The sequence below is a fragment of the Streptomyces sp. 1114.5 genome (assembly GCF_003635085.1).
Lineage (GTDB): Bacteria > Actinomycetota > Actinomycetes > Streptomycetales > Streptomycetaceae > Kitasatospora.
Genome location: NZ_RBXE01000001.1, coordinates 4,360,596 through 4,376,376, shown reverse-complemented (window position 1 = coordinate 4,376,376; position 15,781 = coordinate 4,360,596). Strand labels below are relative to the sequence as shown.

Here is a 15,781-nt window from a genome sequence, read left to right as displayed (position 1 = left end):
CCCCGAATGCGGGGCTCGCAGCTGCGAGGCGGTTTCTCGCGCCCGCCCCCGGAATGCCAGGAGGAACGGGGGAATTCCGGGGAAACGCCGGGGCAGCGGGAATTCCGGCCGCATTTCCATCGGCTGCGCCGGCGCCCTCGGCGGGCGCATTTCAGTCCGTGGCCAGGGCCACCTCGGTGGCCTTGATGAGGGCGACGACCGACGATCCGGCGCTCAGGCCGAGCTCGGCCACCGCCTCCCTGGTGACGGCCGCCGTCAGCTCGCCACCGGTGACGGCGACCTTGACGGTGGCCATCGCGGCGCCCGCGGACACCTCGGTGACCGTGCCGGGCAGCTGGTTGCGGATGCTCAGGCCGCCCACCGGGCCGGTGGCGAGCGCCACTTCGGTCGACTTGACCACCGCCCGCACGGAGCTGCCCTCGGCCAGGCCGAGGTCCTGCACGGCGTCGGCGGTGACGGCGGCGGTGATCTTCTGGCCGCCGTCCAGGCGCGCCTTGACCGTCGCCATCGCCTCGCCGGTGGTGACCGAGGTGACCGTCCCCGGGATCTGGTTCCGAATGCTCAGGCTCATGGGTCGACCTCACGAAAAGGAGAACGGTCGGTTCAGGGGTTCGGGGTTTTCCGGGAATCACTGTACTACCGACCCGAATTCCGGTCCGCTGCACGGAATTCCCGTACCCTACGATGTGCACATGAGCGCAAGCACGCACCTGGCAGGTGCGCACGATTCGCAGGAGCAGGCCGACGAGCGGCTGGAGGTCGCCGCCGCCGTGCTCGCGCTGCTCGCGGACCGCACCCGGCTGGCGCTCCTGCAGCGCCTCGGCGAGGGCGAGGCCGATGTCACCACCCTGACCGAGATGAGCGGCGCGGCCCGGCCCTCGGTGAGCCAGCACCTGGCGAAGCTGCGGCTGGCCGGTCTGGTCGCGACCCGCAAGGACGGCCGCCGGGTGGTGTACTCGCTGCGCCACGGCCACCTGCGCCGGCTGGTCGACGAGGCGCTGAGCGTCGCCGACCACCAGATCGGCGCGCTGCCGCCGCACGACTGACCGTACGGGTCGCCCCGCACCGGGGGTGATCACCAGACAATGGGTGCACAAGTACGCACATGTTGGCTAGGCTGGTGGTGTCTCACCGCACCGCCGACCGGGGACGGGCCCGATGCTCGCCGTACTGCGCAACCGCACCTACCGCCACCTGTTCACCGCCCAGGTCGTCGCCCTGGTCGGAACCGGGCTGGCCACCGTCGCACTGAGCCTGCTCGCGTACCGGATCGCCGGGAACGACGCCTCGGCCGTCCTCGGCACCGCGCTGGCGATCAAGATGGTCGCCTACGTCGCCATCGCCCCGCTGGCGGGCGCGCTCGCGGACCGAATACCGCGCCGGGCCCTCATGGTCGCGATGGACCTCACCCGGGCCGGCGTCGCCGCCACGCTGCCCTTCGTCACCCAGGTGTGGCAGATCTACCTGCTGATCCTCCTGCTCCAGGCCGCCTCCGCCGCGTTCACCCCCACCTTCCAGGCCACCATCCCCGAGGTGCTGCCCGCCGAACGCGACTACACCGACGCGCTTTCGCTCTCCCGCCTCGCCTACGACCTGGAAAGCCTGTTCAGCCCCGCGCTCGCCGCCGGCCTGCTCGCCCTGGTCTCCTACGGCTGGCTGTTCGCCGGCACCACGGCGGGCTTCCTCGCCTCCGCCGCCCTCGTCGTCTCCGCCGCCCTGCCGAAGCCGAAACCCGTCGAGCGGACCGGCGGGGTCCACGCCAGGGCCGCCTTCGGCACCCGGCTGTTCTGGGCCACCCCCCGGCTACGGGCCCTGCTCGCCCTGGACCTCGCGGTCGCGGCCGCCGGGGCCATCGTCTTCGTCAACACCGTCGTCCTCGTCCAGGGCCACTTCCACCGCAGCGCGGGCGCCGTCTCCCTCGCCCTCGGCGCGTACGGCGCCGGGTCGATGGTCACCGCGCTGCTGCTGCCCCGGGTACTGCGACGACGCGGCGACCGCGCCGTCATGCTGCCCGCCGCGTACGCGCTGCCGCTGGTGCTCGCCGCCGTCGCGGCCGTCACCGCGGCAACGGCGGACCTCTGGACCTGGACGGCGCTCCTGGCGGCCTGGGCGGCGATCGGCGCCGCCTCCTCCGCGGTCCTCACCCCCGGCGGCCGGGTCATCCGCCGCTCCGCCGCCGACGCCGACCTCCCCGCCGCCTTCGCCGCCCAGTTCTCCCTCTCCCACAGCTGCTGGCTGCTCACCTACCCCCTCGCCGGTTGGCTCGCCGCCGGTGCGGGCCTGCCCGCGACCGCACTCGTCCTCGGCGCCGTCGCCCTGGCCGGCAGCATCGCCGCCACCGCCGTCTGGCCGCGCCGCGACCCCACCAGCCTCGGCCACCTCCACCACGACCTGCCCGCCGGCCACCCGCACCTCGCCGACGCCCGCCCCACCCCGGACGGCTGGCGCCACGGCCACGACTTCGTCATCGACCACCTGCACGACCACTGGCCCCGCCCGGCGGCACAACGGCCCACCGCCGGCGTCTGACCCACGGCCACCGGGCCACCGGGCCTGCCCACCGAGGGGTTCGAAGACAGGCCCTTCGGCCCGAGGCTGCCGGGTGGGCGGGTGTGGGGGGAGGATAGGAGGCAACCCGCCACACCGGCTCGGGAGCGGCTGCGCCGCCCGCGCCCGGCAGAAGGAGGCCGAGCATGACTGCTTCCTCCGATGCTTCCTCCGGTGCGCCGCTGACGCCGTCCGGGCCCGGCGGGCTGCTGGATCTGCTCGGTGTCGCCGCGGCGGTGCTGGACGCCGACGGGCGGATCGTCCTGTGGAGCCCGCAGGCGCAGGACCTGTTCGGGTGGAGCGCCGAGGAGGCGCTGGGCCGGTACGCGGCGAAGCTGCTGGTGCGCGAGGAGCACGTCGACCAGGTCCTCGAACTGTTCGCGAAGGTCATGGGCGGTGCCGGGCCGTGGGCCGGGGTCTTCCCGGTACGGCACAAGGACGGCAGCACCCGGCTGATCGAGTTCCGCAACATGCGTCTGCAGGACGCGCACGGCGGCCTCTACGCCCTGGGACTCGCCACCGACATGGGCGTGCTGCGCGGCGTCGAACGCGATCTGGCCCTGTCCGTACGGCTGGTCGCCCAGTCCCCGATCGGGCTGGCCGTCTTCGACCCGCAGCTGCGGTTCGTCCTGGTCAACCCGGCGCTGGAGCGCATCAACGGGCTGCCGGCCGCGCACCACCTCGGCCGCACCGTCCGGGAGACCCTGCCCTTCCTCGACGCGGACGACGTCGAGGCCGTGATGCGCCGGGTCCTGGCCACCGGTACGCCCCGGCTCGACCACTACACGACCGGCCGCACACCCGCCGACCCGGACCACGACCACGCCTGGCTGGTGTCCTACTACCGCCTGGACGACCCGGCCGGACGGGTGATCGGCCTGGCGACCTCCGTCCTGGACGTCACCGAGAGCCACCTCGCGGCGACCGAGGCCGCCAAGACCAGGCGGCGGCTGGTCCTCATCGCCGAGGCCTCGACCCGGATCGGCACCACCCTCGACCTCGACCGGACCGCCCGGGAGCTGGCCGACCTCGTCGTCCCGGAGCTCGCGGACGTCGCCGCCGTGGACGTCCTCGACTCCGTCCTGGAACCGCGCACCAGCGCCGGGCCCGGCACCGGCCCGGCGACCTTCCGCGCCCTGGCCGTCCGGGCCACCCGCCCCGGCGCCGCCGTCCAGGCCGCCGACCCACCCGGGGAGATCGCCAAGTACGACGCCGACCGCCTGGTCACCCGGAGCGTCCGGACCGGCCGCCCGGTGCTCGTCGCCCGCGTCCGCGAGCAGGCCCTGCCGCGGATCGCCCGCGACGAGGCGGGTGCCGCCCTCCTCGCCGAGGCCGGCCTGCACTCCTACCTGGCCGTACCGCTGATCGCCCGCGGCGAGGTGCTGGGCGCCCTGGACCTCAAGCGCACCGACAACCCGCTGCCGTTCGACGAGGACGACGTGGTCCTGGCCGGCGAGCTGGCCGCCCGCGCCGCCGTCTGCATCGACAACGCCCGCTGGTACCAGAGCCAGCGCAACACCGCCCTCACCCTCCAGCGCCACCTGCTCCCCCGCCCGCCACCGCACGCCGCCGGTCTGGAGCTCGCCTACCGCTACCAGCCGGCGGCCGCCGCCTCCGAGGCCGGGGGCGACTGGTTCGACGCCATCCCGCTCGGCGGCGACCGGACCGCGCTGGTCGTCGGGGACGTCATGGGCCACGGCATCAACGCCGCCGCCACCATGGGCCGGCTGCGCACCGCCACCAGCACCCTGACCGGCCTCGACCTCGACCCGGCCCAGGTGCTGCGGCACCTCGACCGCACCACCGCCGACCTCGACGACGTGATCGCCACCTGCGTCTACGCCGTCTTCGACCCGCACCGGCAACAGTGCCGCATCGCCCTCGCCGGCCACCTGCCCCCCGTCCACCTGCGGCCCACCGGCCCGCCCGAACTGCTCGACCTGCCGACCGGCACACCCCTGGGGATCGGCGACACCGCCTTCCGCACCACCGAGCTCGACCTGCGCACCGGCGACCGCCTGCTGCTGTACACCGACGGCCTCGTGGAGACCCGCGACCAGCCCATCGACGCCCGCCTGGACCACCTCCTCGCCCTCCTCACCGGCCCGCCCCTGCCCCTGGAGGCCACCGCCGACCGGCTGCTGACCGACCTGCGGCACCGGGACGACGAGGACGACGTCGCCCTGCTCATCGCCGAAGTCGCCGAGGAGACCGAAGGACCCGACTGACCGACTGACCGACTGACCGACTGACCGACACCATCCGTTCGCCACCTCACCGATGGATCCGGAAGGCTCCCCACGCACGGTTCACACCGTCCGTCCGGTGCCGGTCGGCGATCACCAACAGGTACGCGGCGAGGACGGTCGCCAGGAAGGCGATCGCGGTGGCGAGGACGGCCACGAGCGTCGCCCGCCGGCCGGGGGGCGGTGCGGCGGCGGGCCGCACGGGGTCGCCGTCCGGGCTCGCAGGCTCGGCCGGCCCGGGGGGCGGGGATTCGCGACCGGGGGGCGGGGGTTCGCGACCGGCCAGGCACATCAGGCTTCTGCGGCCCTCGTCGTCCAGGCCCAGCGCCTCGGCGAGCAGCCGGATGGACTTCCGGTGGGGCCGGGCGACCTTCCCGCGTTCCAGGTCCCCGATCGCCCGCACGCTCAGCCCGGACCGCTCGGCGAGCTGTTCCTGTGTCAGTCCCGCCTCGATGCGTCGGTCCCGTAGCGCCGCCGCGAGCTCTGCCGCGTCCACCACACCCCCCGTGTGATCTCCACTCCGCCGATTGACGAGTACAGCACATGGCGGCTTCGGGCGAAACTGCCGGATTTTCTGCCAGTGCCTTCTGCCTGGTCACCACGGTGGCGGCTGTGAAGCATGGGTCCGGCCAAGTCGCCCCGGCCGGTCCGGGGCCCTCACGCACCGGGAGGACCGATGAAACGCATCGCATCGATCGGGATCGTCGCGGCGGCCGTGGCCGCCACGCTCGGCGTGACGACGAACTCGGCGTACGCCGCCGGGCCCGGGGGTTCCGAGGCCTGCCCCAGCGGGAGCATCTGTCTGTACTACAACTCCCCGCAGTACGGCTGGGGTGCCTTCGAGCACTGGAGCCCGGGCGGGTACGGCGACCTCGGCGAGTTCACCTTCAGCAACTGGGGCAACGGCTCCGGCTACGGGGTCAGCGTCGGCGGCCACGCCGCGTCGGTGGTCAACAACACCGGGAACCAACTCACCATCTACAACGGCACGTGGGGCCACGGGTCGGTCGTGGGCTACATCGGCCCCGGCTACGCGGGTGTCCTGCCGAACGGGCTCTACAACGCCGAGTGGTCGATGTACAACTGACGACGGGACGGAGAATCGCGTGAATCGGAAGATCGCCGCCGGCATCGTGGCGGCGGCCGCAGTGGCCACGCTCTGCGGGATGACGGGTTCGGCGTACGCCGCGGGGCCGGGCGGCGCCGAGGCGTGCCCCTCGGGGAGCCTCTGCCTGTACTTCAACTCGCCGCAGTTCGGCTGGGGTTCCTTCGAGCACTGGTCCCCCGGCAGCTACGGCAATCTCGGCAACTACCAGTTCCGGAACTGGGGCAACGGCTCCGGTTACGGGGTCACGGTCGGTGGCCACGCGGCCTCCGTGGTCAACAACACGAATCAGGACTGGATCATCTGCGCCGACACCGGCTGGTACAACTGCCAGAAGTTCGGTCCGGGATTCTCCGACGCTCTGCCGGCGTTCCTGCACGACGCCGAGTGGGCCATGGAGTCCACCGGCTGACCACGCGCGTGAAGGCGGCCCCGGTGTGCGCTCCGCCCGCACACCGGGACCGCCGGTCTGTTACTCCCCCTTCTCCCCCGCGAGGAGCCCGGCCTGGCGGTCGGTCAGCCGCCCCTGCCGGTGCAGCCAGCGCACCGTGTCGGCCATGGTCTCGGCGGTCGGCCTCGGCGTCAGCCCGCCGGTGCTCGCGGCCGGGTCCACCGGCGCCGCCCAGGCACAGGTGTAGACGGCGCCGAACTCCGCGGGGATGTGCCAGGGCCAGCCGCGCTGGACCAGGGAGACCAGCGCGCCCACCGGCAGCATGGCGCGGGCCGGCAGGAAGGCCGCGGGCAGCCGCCGCCCGGTGACCTCCCGCAGGATCCGCAGGTACTGCCGGGTCTCCAGGTGGAAGCCGGGGCCGAAGTGCCGGTCCGGGGCCGTGCTCGGCGCGGTCAGCAGGTGGCCGTGCAGGCGCGCGGTGTCGCGGACGTCGCCGACCGGGTAGCCGCCGAGCGGCCAGATCGGCATCAGCCCGCGCAGCGTGTTGCGCAGCCGGGCGTTCTGGTCGCCCTCCCGCGGGTCCTGCGGGCCGAGCAGCGCGGGCGGGTAGCTGATCACCACGGGCGCGCCCTCGCGCTGGTGGCGGCGGGCGATGCGCTCGGCGCCGGCCTTGGTCGCCATGTACGGATCCCGGGGGCGGCCGACCGGGGAGTGCTCCGCGAGCGGGCGCCCCCCGGAGGGCAACAGGGCGACGATGCTGGAGACGTGGACGATCCGGCCGGCGCCGGACCGCCGGGCGGCGGCCAGCACCACCTCGGTTCCCCGTTCGTTGGTCCGGCGCATCGCCGCGTACTGCCGGCTGTCGAAGGAGTACACGCCCGCAGCGTGCAGCACGGCGTCGGCGCCGCGTACGGCGCGGGCCGCGTCGCCCTCGTCGGTGACGTCCCCGACGACCAGGTCGACGCTCCCCCGGTCCACCTCCAGCAGGCCGAGGGCCCGTTCGGCGGCGGCCGGGTCGCGGACCAGCATCCGCACCCGGTGTCCGCGGCGGACCGTCTCCGCGACCGAGTGGATGCCGACGAACCCGGTGCCGCCGGTCACGCTCACCAGCATCGGGTCACCCCCTCGCCCGGCCGGCGCTCGCCCCGCCGGCGCCGCCGACGCCCCGGTGGAAGGCGCCGCCGTAGAACAGCAGCGCCTGCCGGTTCTCGGCCCAGACCGAGGCGAGCACCTCGCCCAGGAAGATGGAGTGGTCGCCGCCGTCGTACTGTTCGGCGAGCTTGCACTCCAGCCAGGCGAGCGAGCCGGTGAGCAGCGGGGCGCCGGTGAACGGGCCGGGCTGCCAGTCGACGCTGTCGAACTGGCCGGCGCCGCGCGGCCTGCTCTTGTTCGCGAAGTACCGTGCCAGCGGCTCCTGTTCGTCCGCGAGCACGGACACCGCGAAGGAGCGGGTCGCCGTGATCGCCTGGTGCATGGTCGCGCTTCGGGCCACGCAGCACAGCACCAGTGGCGGTTCCAGCGACACCGAGGTGAACGCGTTGGCGGTCATCCCGTGGACGTACTCGCCGCCCGTGGTCAGCACGGTGATGCCGGTGGCGAACCGGGCCATCGTCTCGCGCAGGGTGCCCGGGAGGACGGTGATGTGCTCGGTGGCCGTCGGCGTCGGGGCCGGCGGCTGGGTGTTGACCAGGGCCCTGCCGTTCTCGATCACTGCGCCCTCCCCGCCGCCAGGGACCGGACGGTCGCCGGGTCGTCGGCGTACGGCGCCAGGGCCAGGCGCAGTTCCTCGGGTACCCGGGCCGGGACGGTCGCCGAGTTCGGCCCGCGCATGCACGCGATCCGCTGCCGGCCGCGGGCGATCAGGCTCTCCTGCCCTCCGTCGATGCGCAGGTAGTCGAAGCGGAACTGGATCTGGGTCTGGGTCAGCTCCTCCAGCCGCATCCGGACGGACAGTTCGGCGAAGGAGGTGATCTCGGCGATGAAGTCGCACTCCACCTTGAGGGTGAACAGCTTCAGGTCGTCCTGCAGCTCGGCGAGCACCCCCGGCGCCTTCTCCTTGAGGAACATCTCCCGGCAACGCCCCTGCCAGCGCAGGTAGTTCACGTAGTAGACGTTGCCGACGAGGTTGGTCTCCTCGAAGCCCACGGTGTGGCGGATCTCGTAGTAGGCCGACATCAGTTCTCCTTCCCGACGAGCGCCGCGAAGACCACCGGCTCCGTCCGGTCGTTGACGGTGGTCACCCAGGTGGCGACGGTCGCGTCACCGGCGGACAGGACGACCCAGCCGTCCGGGTGGGCGCGGTCCAGGGTCAGCGCCTGGCTGGTCGCGCCGGCCTTGCGCAAGCACTCCAGCGCGCTCCAGACCCTGGTGCCGGCCACCGCCGGGGTGTCGGCCGCCTCGGTCACCAGCAGGTCCCGCAGCGGGAGTTGGCCGCTGCCGAGCAGCGCCTGCCAGTCCTCGGCGCTGCGCTCCAGGACGGTTTCGAGGTCGCAGGCGAGCCGTCCGCGGCCCACCACCGCCATGGTCATCCCGGCGCCGTGCGAGGCCGAGACCGTCCAGCCCTCGCGTCCGGGCGCACCGGCGAGTTCGGGCTTGCCGTCCGGGCGGTGGCGCAGCTCGACCGGGCGGCCCAGGGCCCGGGCGACGGCCGTCCGGGTGCGGGTCCGGCGGTCACCGAGCGCGCCGGCGGACTCCACCGCGGCCTCCACGGCGGGTTCGGTGGCGGGTTCGACCACCACCGCGCGGCTGCCGCCCAGCACCCGCTCCAGGCTGCGCTCCAGGTACGAGCCGAGCATCGCGGGCACCCAGGGGCCGGCCCCGTCGCGCTTGCGGACGGCGACCAGGGTCAGACCCTCCCAGCGCTCGACCACGGTTCCGGAGGGGGTGCGCACGTCGAGGTCGTAGACGTAGCGGTCCCCGTCCTGCGAGCGTTCCCGGGCGTCGAGCACCACGTACTCGGCGTCCTGGTCGGCCCGGTCGGCCAGCCAGAGCCGTTCGATGCTCTCCGGCAGCAGCGTGGCGTCCGGCACGCAGCACTGGATGGCGTGCATCATCGCGTCCCGGGTGCCGGGGTCGGCGAGCAGCTGGTCCTGCGGCAGGAAGGCGGCGAACCACGGCGTCTGGGCGGTGGTGGAGATCTCCGCGAGCGCGTGCCGGGCACTGGCCCGCCGGTACTCCAGCAGGCGCTGGAACCGCTTGCCCTGGAAGAGCACGCTGCCGTACAGCTCCGTCACCGGGTCCACCTGCACCGGCGGCAGGCCGAAGCCGGCCGGCACCGGGGTGCCGGGCAGTTCGGGCCGGGGGTAGCGCAGCGTGGCCCGGAAGTGGTCGGCGGCGAAGTCGGTGTCCTCGCTGCGCAGCACCACGTCCACCGTCTCGGGGCTGCGGACCAGCGCCGCGATCCGGATGGTGGTCGAGCCGCCGGGACGCACCACGACGGGGCGGCGGAACTCGACGTCCTCCAGCAGCGGCGGGCCCTGGTGCCCACTCACCGCGGCGGCGACCTGGGCCATCGCCTCCATGCCGATCACGGCCGGGAAGAGCAGGTCGTCCTGGAGCCGGTGGTCGCTGAGGTACGGGTCGCCGCCCTCGGTCAGTTCGGCCTCGGTGATCAGCTCGATGTCCGGGTGATGTGCGACGACGCGCTCCACGAACCGGGTCAGTGGCAGTTCCCGCTGGGCGGTGGTGAGGGTGGGCAGGCCGCCGGCACGGCCGCTGACCACCAGGACGGGCCCGGCCGTGGGGTCGGCGAGGACGTCGCGGAGCACCTGGATGCCGTTCTCGGTGGAGATCGGCGTGATGCCTTCGCGGATCAACGCCTCGACCACACCGAGCCGTTCGCCCATTCCGGCGCCGGACCAGACCGACCACTCCAGGGCGAGGGCGCGGGCGTTCGGGTGCTGCTGCTGGAAGCGGACGGTCAGTTCGGTCATCCAGTCGTTGGCGGTCGCGTAGTGCGCCTCGCCGCGCAGGCCGGCCCGGCCGATGATCGAGCCGAAGGTGATCAGCAGCTTCAGGCGGTCCGGTTCGACGGCTGCCAGCACGGCCTCCAGGCCCGCGGTCTTGGGCGCCAGGGTCCGCCGGAAGTCCTCGGCGGTCAGGGCGTCCAGGGCGGCCGGCTCGTTGCGGCCGGCGCCGTGCAGGACGGCGGTGACCGGGCCGAGCTCGCCCTCCAGCAGGCGCACCGCGGCGGCGACCTGCTCGGGCGAGGTGACGTCGGCCCGGGCGTAGCGGTAGCGCAGGCCGGCGGCGTCCATCCGGGCGAGGTTGTCGGCGAGTTCGCGGTCGTCGGCCGGGTCGGCGCGGCCGATCAGGGCCAGGCTCGCGCCGGAGTCCTCGGCGATCGCCAGGGCGCACTCGGCGGTGATGCCCTTGCCGCCGCCGGTGACCAGCAGGACGTCCCCGGTGTCGAGCGGGGAGGCGCCGGCCGGGGCCGGGCGGGGCTGCAGGGGGCGCAGCACCGGGACGGTGCGGCGGCCGTCCTGCTGGTAGCGGACCTCCGCGAAGCCGGCCGTGGCGGCCGCCTCGGCGACCACCCGGGCCACCGCCTCGTCGCGGGCCGCTCCCTCGGGGGCGGTGTCGGGCAGTTCGACCACCGTGGTCGGCACCGACGGGTGCTCCAGGTGCAGGGTCTTGGCCAACCCGCTCGCCCCGAGCCGGTGTTGGACCACGACCAGCCGGGTGCCGGCGGGGCCGGCCAGGGCTGCCCGCCCGGCGGTCAGGAAGAGCTCGGTGTCCTGCGGGCCGCACTCGGCCGGGAGGCAGAGCAGCACGCCGGAGCCGATCCCCGCCTGGGCGAGGGCGGCGCGCAGCGGTTCGGCCAGCGGGTGGCCGGGGGTGCTGTGCACCGTCCAGTCGCCGTCGGTGGTCCCGGGCGCGGGCTGCGGCCGGGCCGGGAGCGCGGCGTCCAGGTGCTCGACGGCGAAGGCCCGCACCCAGGGGGCGACCCCGGGGACCTCGCCGGCTGGGGCGGCGCCCTCCTGCGCGGTGTCCGCCAGCTGGTCGATCAGTTCGGCGATCTCGCCCAGGCGCACGGTGGCGTAGTTGGGCGTGGCGGCGAGCACGGGGCGGCCGAGCGCCCGGGCGGCGTCGTTGACGATCTGGCCGATGGTGATGGAGCTCAGGTGCAGGTCGTCCATCGGGTGGGTCTGCGCGGTGACGGAGTCCAGCGGCAGCTCGACCCGTTCGGCGGCGAGCCGGCGCAGCAGTTCCAGGGTGTCGGCGGCCTCGGTGGCGGTGTCCGCGGACGCGGGCCCGGACGCGAAGGCGGGTGCGGGCCGTACGGACTGCTCGTCCTGGCCGGGGCCGTCGGCCCGGCGGTGTCCGTCCTGTGGCGGCAGCAGGTCCGCGCCGATGGCCGGAGCTGCCTCGCAGGGGTTGGCCAGGAAGGTCATCACCCCGTCCGCCGGCAGCGGGCGGACCAGGCGGTCCTCGAACAGCGCGGCGGTGCGGACCGGCGCGCCGAGCACGTACGCGGCGCCGACGATCCGGAGCAGCGCGCCGATCGAGGCGCTGTCGGTGTCGACCGCCAGGGTGGTGGCGCCGGGTGCGACCTCCGCCAGCAGGCCGGAGAGGACCCGGCCCGGCCCGACCTCGACCAGCAGGTCGGCGTCGGCGGCGACCGCACCGGCGGCCTCGTGGAAGCGGACCGGGAGCAGGACCTGTTGGCGCAGCAGCTCGCGCAGGTCGGTACCGGGGTCGAGGAGGCGGCCGGTGACCGTGGAGGCCATCGGACGGACCGGCTCGCTCAGCTCGAAGGCCGCCAGTTCGGCCGCCATCGCGACCGCGGCCGGCTCGACCAGCGGAGAGTGGAAGGCGTGCGAGACGTTCAGGCGGGTCGCCGGGACGCCCTCGGCCGCGGCTCGGCGGCAGACCTCGTCCACCGCCTCGGCGGGGCCGGATATCACGGTCTGCCGGGGCCCGTTGTAGCCGGCGATCACCACGTCCTGTCCGGCGGACAGTTCGGCGGTGCGCTCCGGGGTCGCCGCCAGGCCCGCCATCGCGCCGCCGCCGTGGCTGGCGCTGGCCATCACCCGGCCGCGGATCGTCGCGAGGCGCACCACCTGTTCCTCGTCCATCGCGCCGGCCCAGTGCAGCGCGGTCAGTTCGCCCAGGCTGTGGCCGACGGCGGCGTCGGCCCGGATGCCGAGGCCGGCCAGTACCCGCAGGGCGGCCAGCGAGCCGGTGACGATGCGCGGTTGGGCCACCTGGGTGGCGACCTGGTCGCCGCCGGTGGGCAGCGGGAAGGCGCGGAAGACGTCCTCGGCGGTGGCGAAGCGGCGCCGGATGGCGCCGACGGCGCCGCGGCCGGAGCCCTGGCCCGGGAAGAGGTAGACGATCCGGGGGGCGGTCCTGGCCCGGGCGAGGAAGATGCCCTCGCCGGCCGAGAAGGCCTCCCGGGCCCCGGAGTCGAGCAGGGCGAGCAGCTTTTCGAGGGCGCGGGCGGCGTCCTCCGGGGAGCTCGCGACGACGGCGGCGCGGACCGGGCCTGCGGTGAGCCGGTCGGCCAAGGTCCCGGCCAGGTCGGCCAGTTCGGCCTGTGCCAGCTTGGGCACCAGGTCGAGCAGCCGGGTCAGCTCGGCCCGCAGCGCGGCCGGGTCCGCGGCGTCCAGCAGCAGGAGTTCGGCGTCCTGGCGGCCGGCGACCAGCCGGGTGGTGCGCTCGTCCAGCGCCTCGCGGCGGGTGGCGCCGGGCGCCTGGGCGACGGTGACGTGGGTGTTGATCCCGCCGAAGCCCATGGCCGACACCCCGGCCCGGACCGGCTGGTCGGCCGGCCAGAGCTCCGCCTGGCGGGGCACGTACATGGTGGCCGTGTCGCCGAGCAGGCCGGGGTGCGGGTCGACGTGGCCGGTCGCCGGGGGGATCACCTGGTGGTGCACGGCGAGGGCGGCCTTGATCAGCCCGGCGACGCCGGCCGCGGCCTTGGTGTGCCCGAAGTTGCCCTTGATGGTGCCGAGCGCGGCCGGGGCGGCCGTCGGGTCGGCGTTGCGGCGGGCGGAGGACAGCGCCTCGATCTCGGTCGCGTCGCCGAGGGCCGTACCGGTGCCGTGGCCCTCGAAGTACGAGACGGTCTCGACGCCGTAGCCCGCCCGCCCGTAGGCGCGGGCCAGGGCGAGCCGGTGGCCGCCCGCCTCGGGGCGGGTGATGCCGCCCTTGCCGTCCGAGGAGACGCCCCAGCCGCTGATGCTCGCGTAGATCCGCCGCCCCTGGGCCAGCGCGTCCTGTTCGCGCATCAGCACCAGCATGCCGGAGCCCTCGCCGGGCCAGAAGCCGTTGGAGTCCTTGTCGTAGACCTTCATCTCGCCGGTGGCCAGCGCGCCGGTCTTGGCGAAGCCGATCACCTCGAAGGGGTCGATGGACAGGTCCACCCCGCCGGCCAGGGCCACGTCCAGCTCGCCGTCGGCCAGCGCCTTCGCGGCCGTGACCACGGACAGCAGGGAGGAGGAGCAGGCGCCGTCGACCGTGTACCCGCCGCCGCGCAGGTCGAAGTGGTTGCAGATCCGGCCGGCGATGGTGTTGGCCAGGCCGCCGGCCAGCGAGTCCTCGTCGATGGGCGGGAAGGCGGACTTGTACTGGGGCTCCAGTTCCGTCAGGAACGTCGCGGCCTCCTCCGGGGACCAGCCCCGGCCGGCCAGTGCGGCGGCCACCGTGCGGCGGACGTAGGGCCACCGCAGCCGCATGATGTTGGCCCGCGAGAATTCCCCGGTGAGGCTGTTTCCGACCACGACGCCGGTGGACTGGTGGGGCAGTCCCGAACCGTCCGGGAATCCGGCGTCGGCGAGTGCCTCGTCGGCCACGTCGAGGGCCAGCCAGTGGGTCAGGTCGGTCGCCCGGTAGGTGCTTCCGGCAACGCTGTACTTGATCCGGTCGAACGCGTAGTCCCGCAGGACGGCGGCCTTCGTCGTGTAGTGGCGGTCGGGTGCGCCACGGTCCGCGGACCAGTAGTCCGCCTGGTTCATCCGCTCGTCCGGCAGCCTCCGGAAGGCCCTCCGGCCGCTCAGGACGTTCTCCCACAGTTCGCTCGCCGAATTGGCATCCGGGTATCGGAGGCCGATTCCCACGATAGCGATCCGCTCACTGCTCATGTATTCACCGCCCGTGGAGATGAATTGACGTCGAATCTCTTCGCCGACTCGACAGACCTGCACTGGTCAAGGGTGCATCGAGGCACGTCCGGAAGTCTTCTCCGAGTTTGCTTTGCGCTCGGCCGGGGCCGCGGTTTTGACATAACGGTGTGATTTCATCACGCTGTTATTCGATAACGTCGTTATTCGATAACGCCGTGATTAAATGCCGAATAAAGCGTTCCCGGCCGGAACGGTCGGTGCGATCGCTGCGATCGGCACGGTCCGTGCGGCCGGGAACGCGCCGAGGCTCCCGCCGGTGGCGGGAGCCTCGGGTGTGCGGGCGACTACCTGCTCAGCTGTGGCCGGCCGTGGTCACGCGCTCGGCGAGCCGGGAGCCCAGCTCCCGAGCCGCCGTCAGGGCGGCCCAGGAGGTGAGCTCGATCAGTGCGGTGTCGCCGGGCCGCCCGTGCCGGAACTCGGCGACGAGACGGTCGTCGACCTGGTACGAGGCCTTGGCGGTCAGCAGGGCCAGCCGGCCCGCCGCACGCTGTTCCTCGGGCAGGGCCGAGACGGCCTCCTCCACCCAGGCGCGGCCCAGTCCGGGCGCCTCACCGCTCCACCCGGCCAGTTCGGCCGTCACCAGGGCCCGGACGCCCTCCGGCACCGCACGGGCCCCCGCCGCGTCGACCGCGGCGGCCGCCCGTGCGAAGGCGCCCGCGACGCTCGGGGTGCCCGCCGCCCAGCGCAGGTCCCCGGGCAGGGGCGCGGACGGCAACAGGTCGAGCGAGGTGCCGGCCGGCGGGGCGCCGCGCGCGGCCCTGCGCATCAGCCGGCCGAGCACGGCCAGCGCCGCCGAGCGCGCGGCCGGCGGGAGCCCGGGCGGCACCGGGCTCTCCGCGAGGAACAGGTTGACCATGCGGTTCAGGTAGTGGAAGGTGACCGCCACCCCGACCAGTTCGGGAGCCGCCTGCGCGGGGAAGCGCGCGCCCCCGGCCCCCCGGAGCCAGTCGGCCACCCCGGCGGCGGTCGCCTCGGCCTCCGCACCGGCCCCTGCCCTGGCCCCCGGACGGCCCGGGGCGGACCCGGCCGCCCCGGGCAGCAGCGCGGCCAGCGTCGCACCGTGCACCTGCACGCAGTACGGGCAGGAGTTGGCGGCCGAGACGGCGGCGGCCACCGCCTCCTTGGTCGCCCGGTCGACCCGCCCGCCGGCGACCAGCGTCTCCCGCAGCATCACCCAGGAGGCGGCCAGCACCTCGGGCGCGGCCGCGTGCAGGGCGATCGGCGGCGGGAGCATGCCGAACTCCCGCTCGGCCTCGGCGAAGACGCCGGCCACCTCCTTCCCCGCCCCGGCCGGCCGGGGCGGGGCGACCCGGCGGATCTGCGCCAGCGCCCGGCGCAGCGCGGGCCGCAACAGCGTTGTCGTCAT

12 protein-coding genes are annotated in these 15,781 nt (G+C 74.4%); 5 read left to right on the top strand and 7 right to left on the bottom strand.

Annotated features, from left to right (window positions below; all coding sequences use genetic code 11):
- Nucleotides 1-151: 151 nt before the first annotated feature.
- The gene (locus BX285_RS19470) at nucleotides 152-571 is read right to left on the bottom strand and encodes a molybdopterin-binding protein (protein ID WP_121175963.1); all 420 of its coding nucleotides are present in this window, start codon (nucleotides 569-571) and stop codon (nucleotides 152-154) included.
- Nucleotides 572-692: 121 nt separating this feature from the next.
- Between BX285_RS19470 and BX285_RS19465 the strand changes: the two genes are divergently transcribed.
- The 3 genes from BX285_RS19465 to BX285_RS19455 all read left to right on the top strand — a co-directional run bounded on the left by BX285_RS19465 (nucleotide 693) and on the right by BX285_RS19455 (nucleotide 4,775).
- The gene (locus tag BX285_RS19465; protein ID WP_097239144.1) at nucleotides 693-1,046 is read left to right on the top strand and encodes a metalloregulator ArsR/SmtB family transcription factor; all 354 of its coding nucleotides are present in this window, start codon (nucleotides 693-695) and stop codon (nucleotides 1,044-1,046) included.
- 112 nt (nucleotides 1,047-1,158) lie between these two features.
- Complete coding sequence (locus BX285_RS19460; protein ID WP_121175961.1) at nucleotides 1,159-2,529, top strand: MFS transporter; 1,371 nt, start codon at nucleotides 1,159-1,161, stop codon at nucleotides 2,527-2,529.
- Between the two features lie 164 nt (nucleotides 2,530-2,693).
- Complete coding sequence (locus BX285_RS19455) at nucleotides 2,694-4,775, top strand: SpoIIE family protein phosphatase (RefSeq protein WP_121175958.1); 2,082 nt, start codon at nucleotides 2,694-2,696, stop codon at nucleotides 4,773-4,775.
- A 46-nt stretch (nucleotides 4,776-4,821) separates the two neighbouring features.
- On the opposite strand, the gene BX285_RS19450 is transcribed toward BX285_RS19455, so the two are convergent.
- Nucleotides 4,822-5,289 (bottom strand): helix-turn-helix domain-containing protein, encoded by a 468-nt coding sequence (locus BX285_RS19450; RefSeq protein ID WP_121177681.1) that lies wholly within the window; start codon nucleotides 5,287-5,289, stop codon nucleotides 4,822-4,824.
- A gap of 180 nt (nucleotides 5,290-5,469) precedes the next feature.
- Here BX285_RS19450 and BX285_RS19445 point away from each other — a divergent pair, with 180 nt between their 5' ends.
- Together BX285_RS19445 and BX285_RS19440 are read left to right on the top strand one after the other, a co-directional pair.
- Nucleotides 5,470-5,880: a peptidase inhibitor family I36 protein gene (locus tag BX285_RS19445; RefSeq protein ID WP_097239141.1), complete on the top strand. Its 411-nt coding sequence runs from the start codon at nucleotides 5,470-5,472 to the stop codon at nucleotides 5,878-5,880.
- Between the two features lie 19 nt (nucleotides 5,881-5,899).
- Nucleotides 5,900-6,310 carry a peptidase inhibitor family I36 protein gene (locus BX285_RS19440; RefSeq protein ID WP_097239140.1) on the top strand — a complete coding sequence of 137 codons (411 nt, stop codon included), beginning with the start codon at nucleotides 5,900-5,902 and terminating at the stop codon, nucleotides 6,308-6,310.
- Nucleotides 6,311-6,370: 60 nt separating this feature from the next.
- Here the strand turns inward: BX285_RS19440 and BX285_RS19435 are convergent, their stop codons facing one another.
- The 5 genes from BX285_RS19435 to BX285_RS19415 form a co-directional block, all read right to left on the bottom strand.
- The gene (locus tag BX285_RS19435; protein WP_121175955.1) at nucleotides 6,371-7,402 is read right to left on the bottom strand and encodes an SDR family NAD(P)-dependent oxidoreductase; all 1,032 of its coding nucleotides are present in this window, start codon (nucleotides 7,400-7,402) and stop codon (nucleotides 6,371-6,373) included.
- Nucleotides 7,403-7,406: 4 nt separating this feature from the next.
- Nucleotides 7,407-8,000 (bottom strand): flavin reductase family protein, encoded by a 594-nt coding sequence (locus BX285_RS19430; protein WP_373560532.1) that lies wholly within the window; start codon nucleotides 7,998-8,000, stop codon nucleotides 7,407-7,409.
- Entirely contained in the window at nucleotides 7,997-8,464 is a 468-nt protein-coding gene (locus tag BX285_RS19425; protein WP_097239138.1) for a thioesterase family protein, read from the bottom strand. Before BX285_RS19425 ends, BX285_RS19430 begins: the two co-directional genes overlap by 4 nt.
- Entirely contained in the window at nucleotides 8,464-14,373 is a 5,910-nt protein-coding gene (locus tag BX285_RS19420) for a type I polyketide synthase (RefSeq protein ID WP_121175953.1), read from the bottom strand. The genes BX285_RS19425 and BX285_RS19420 overlap by 1 nt, the downstream gene beginning before the upstream one ends.
- Nucleotides 14,374-14,707: 334 nt before the next feature.
- A complete protein-coding gene (locus BX285_RS19415) occupies nucleotides 14,708-15,781 on the bottom strand; it encodes a carboxymuconolactone decarboxylase family protein (protein WP_097239136.1) in 1,074 nt (357 codons plus the stop codon).

Excerpts from the sequence above, each read along its gene's own strand:
- BX285_RS19470 (WP_121175963.1), bottom strand. The coding sequence starts at position 571 with ATGAGCCTGAGCATTCGGAACCAGATCCCGGGGACGGTCACCTCGGTC.
- BX285_RS19465 (WP_097239144.1), top strand. The coding sequence starts at position 693 with ATGAGCGCAAGCACGCACCTGGCAGGTGCGCACGATTCGCAGGAGCAG.
- BX285_RS19460 (WP_121175961.1), top strand. The coding sequence starts at position 1,159 with ATGCTCGCCGTACTGCGCAACCGCACCTACCGCCACCTGTTCACCGCC.
- BX285_RS19455 (WP_121175958.1), top strand. The coding sequence starts at position 2,694 with ATGACTGCTTCCTCCGATGCTTCCTCCGGTGCGCCGCTGACGCCGTCC.
- BX285_RS19445 (WP_097239141.1), top strand. The coding sequence starts at position 5,470 with ATGAAACGCATCGCATCGATCGGGATCGTCGCGGCGGCCGTGGCCGCC.
- BX285_RS19435 (WP_121175955.1), bottom strand. The coding sequence starts at position 7,402 with ATGCTGGTGAGCGTGACCGGCGGCACCGGGTTCGTCGGCATCCACTCG.
- BX285_RS19425 (WP_097239138.1), bottom strand. The coding sequence starts at position 8,464 with ATGTCGGCCTACTACGAGATCCGCCACACCGTGGGCTTCGAGGAGACC.
- BX285_RS19420 (WP_121175953.1), bottom strand. The coding sequence starts at position 14,373 with ATGAGCAGTGAGCGGATCGCTATCGTGGGAATCGGCCTCCGATACCCG.
- BX285_RS19415 (WP_097239136.1), bottom strand. The coding sequence starts at position 15,781 with ATGACGACAACGCTGTTGCGGCCCGCGCTGCGCCGGGCGCTGGCGCAG.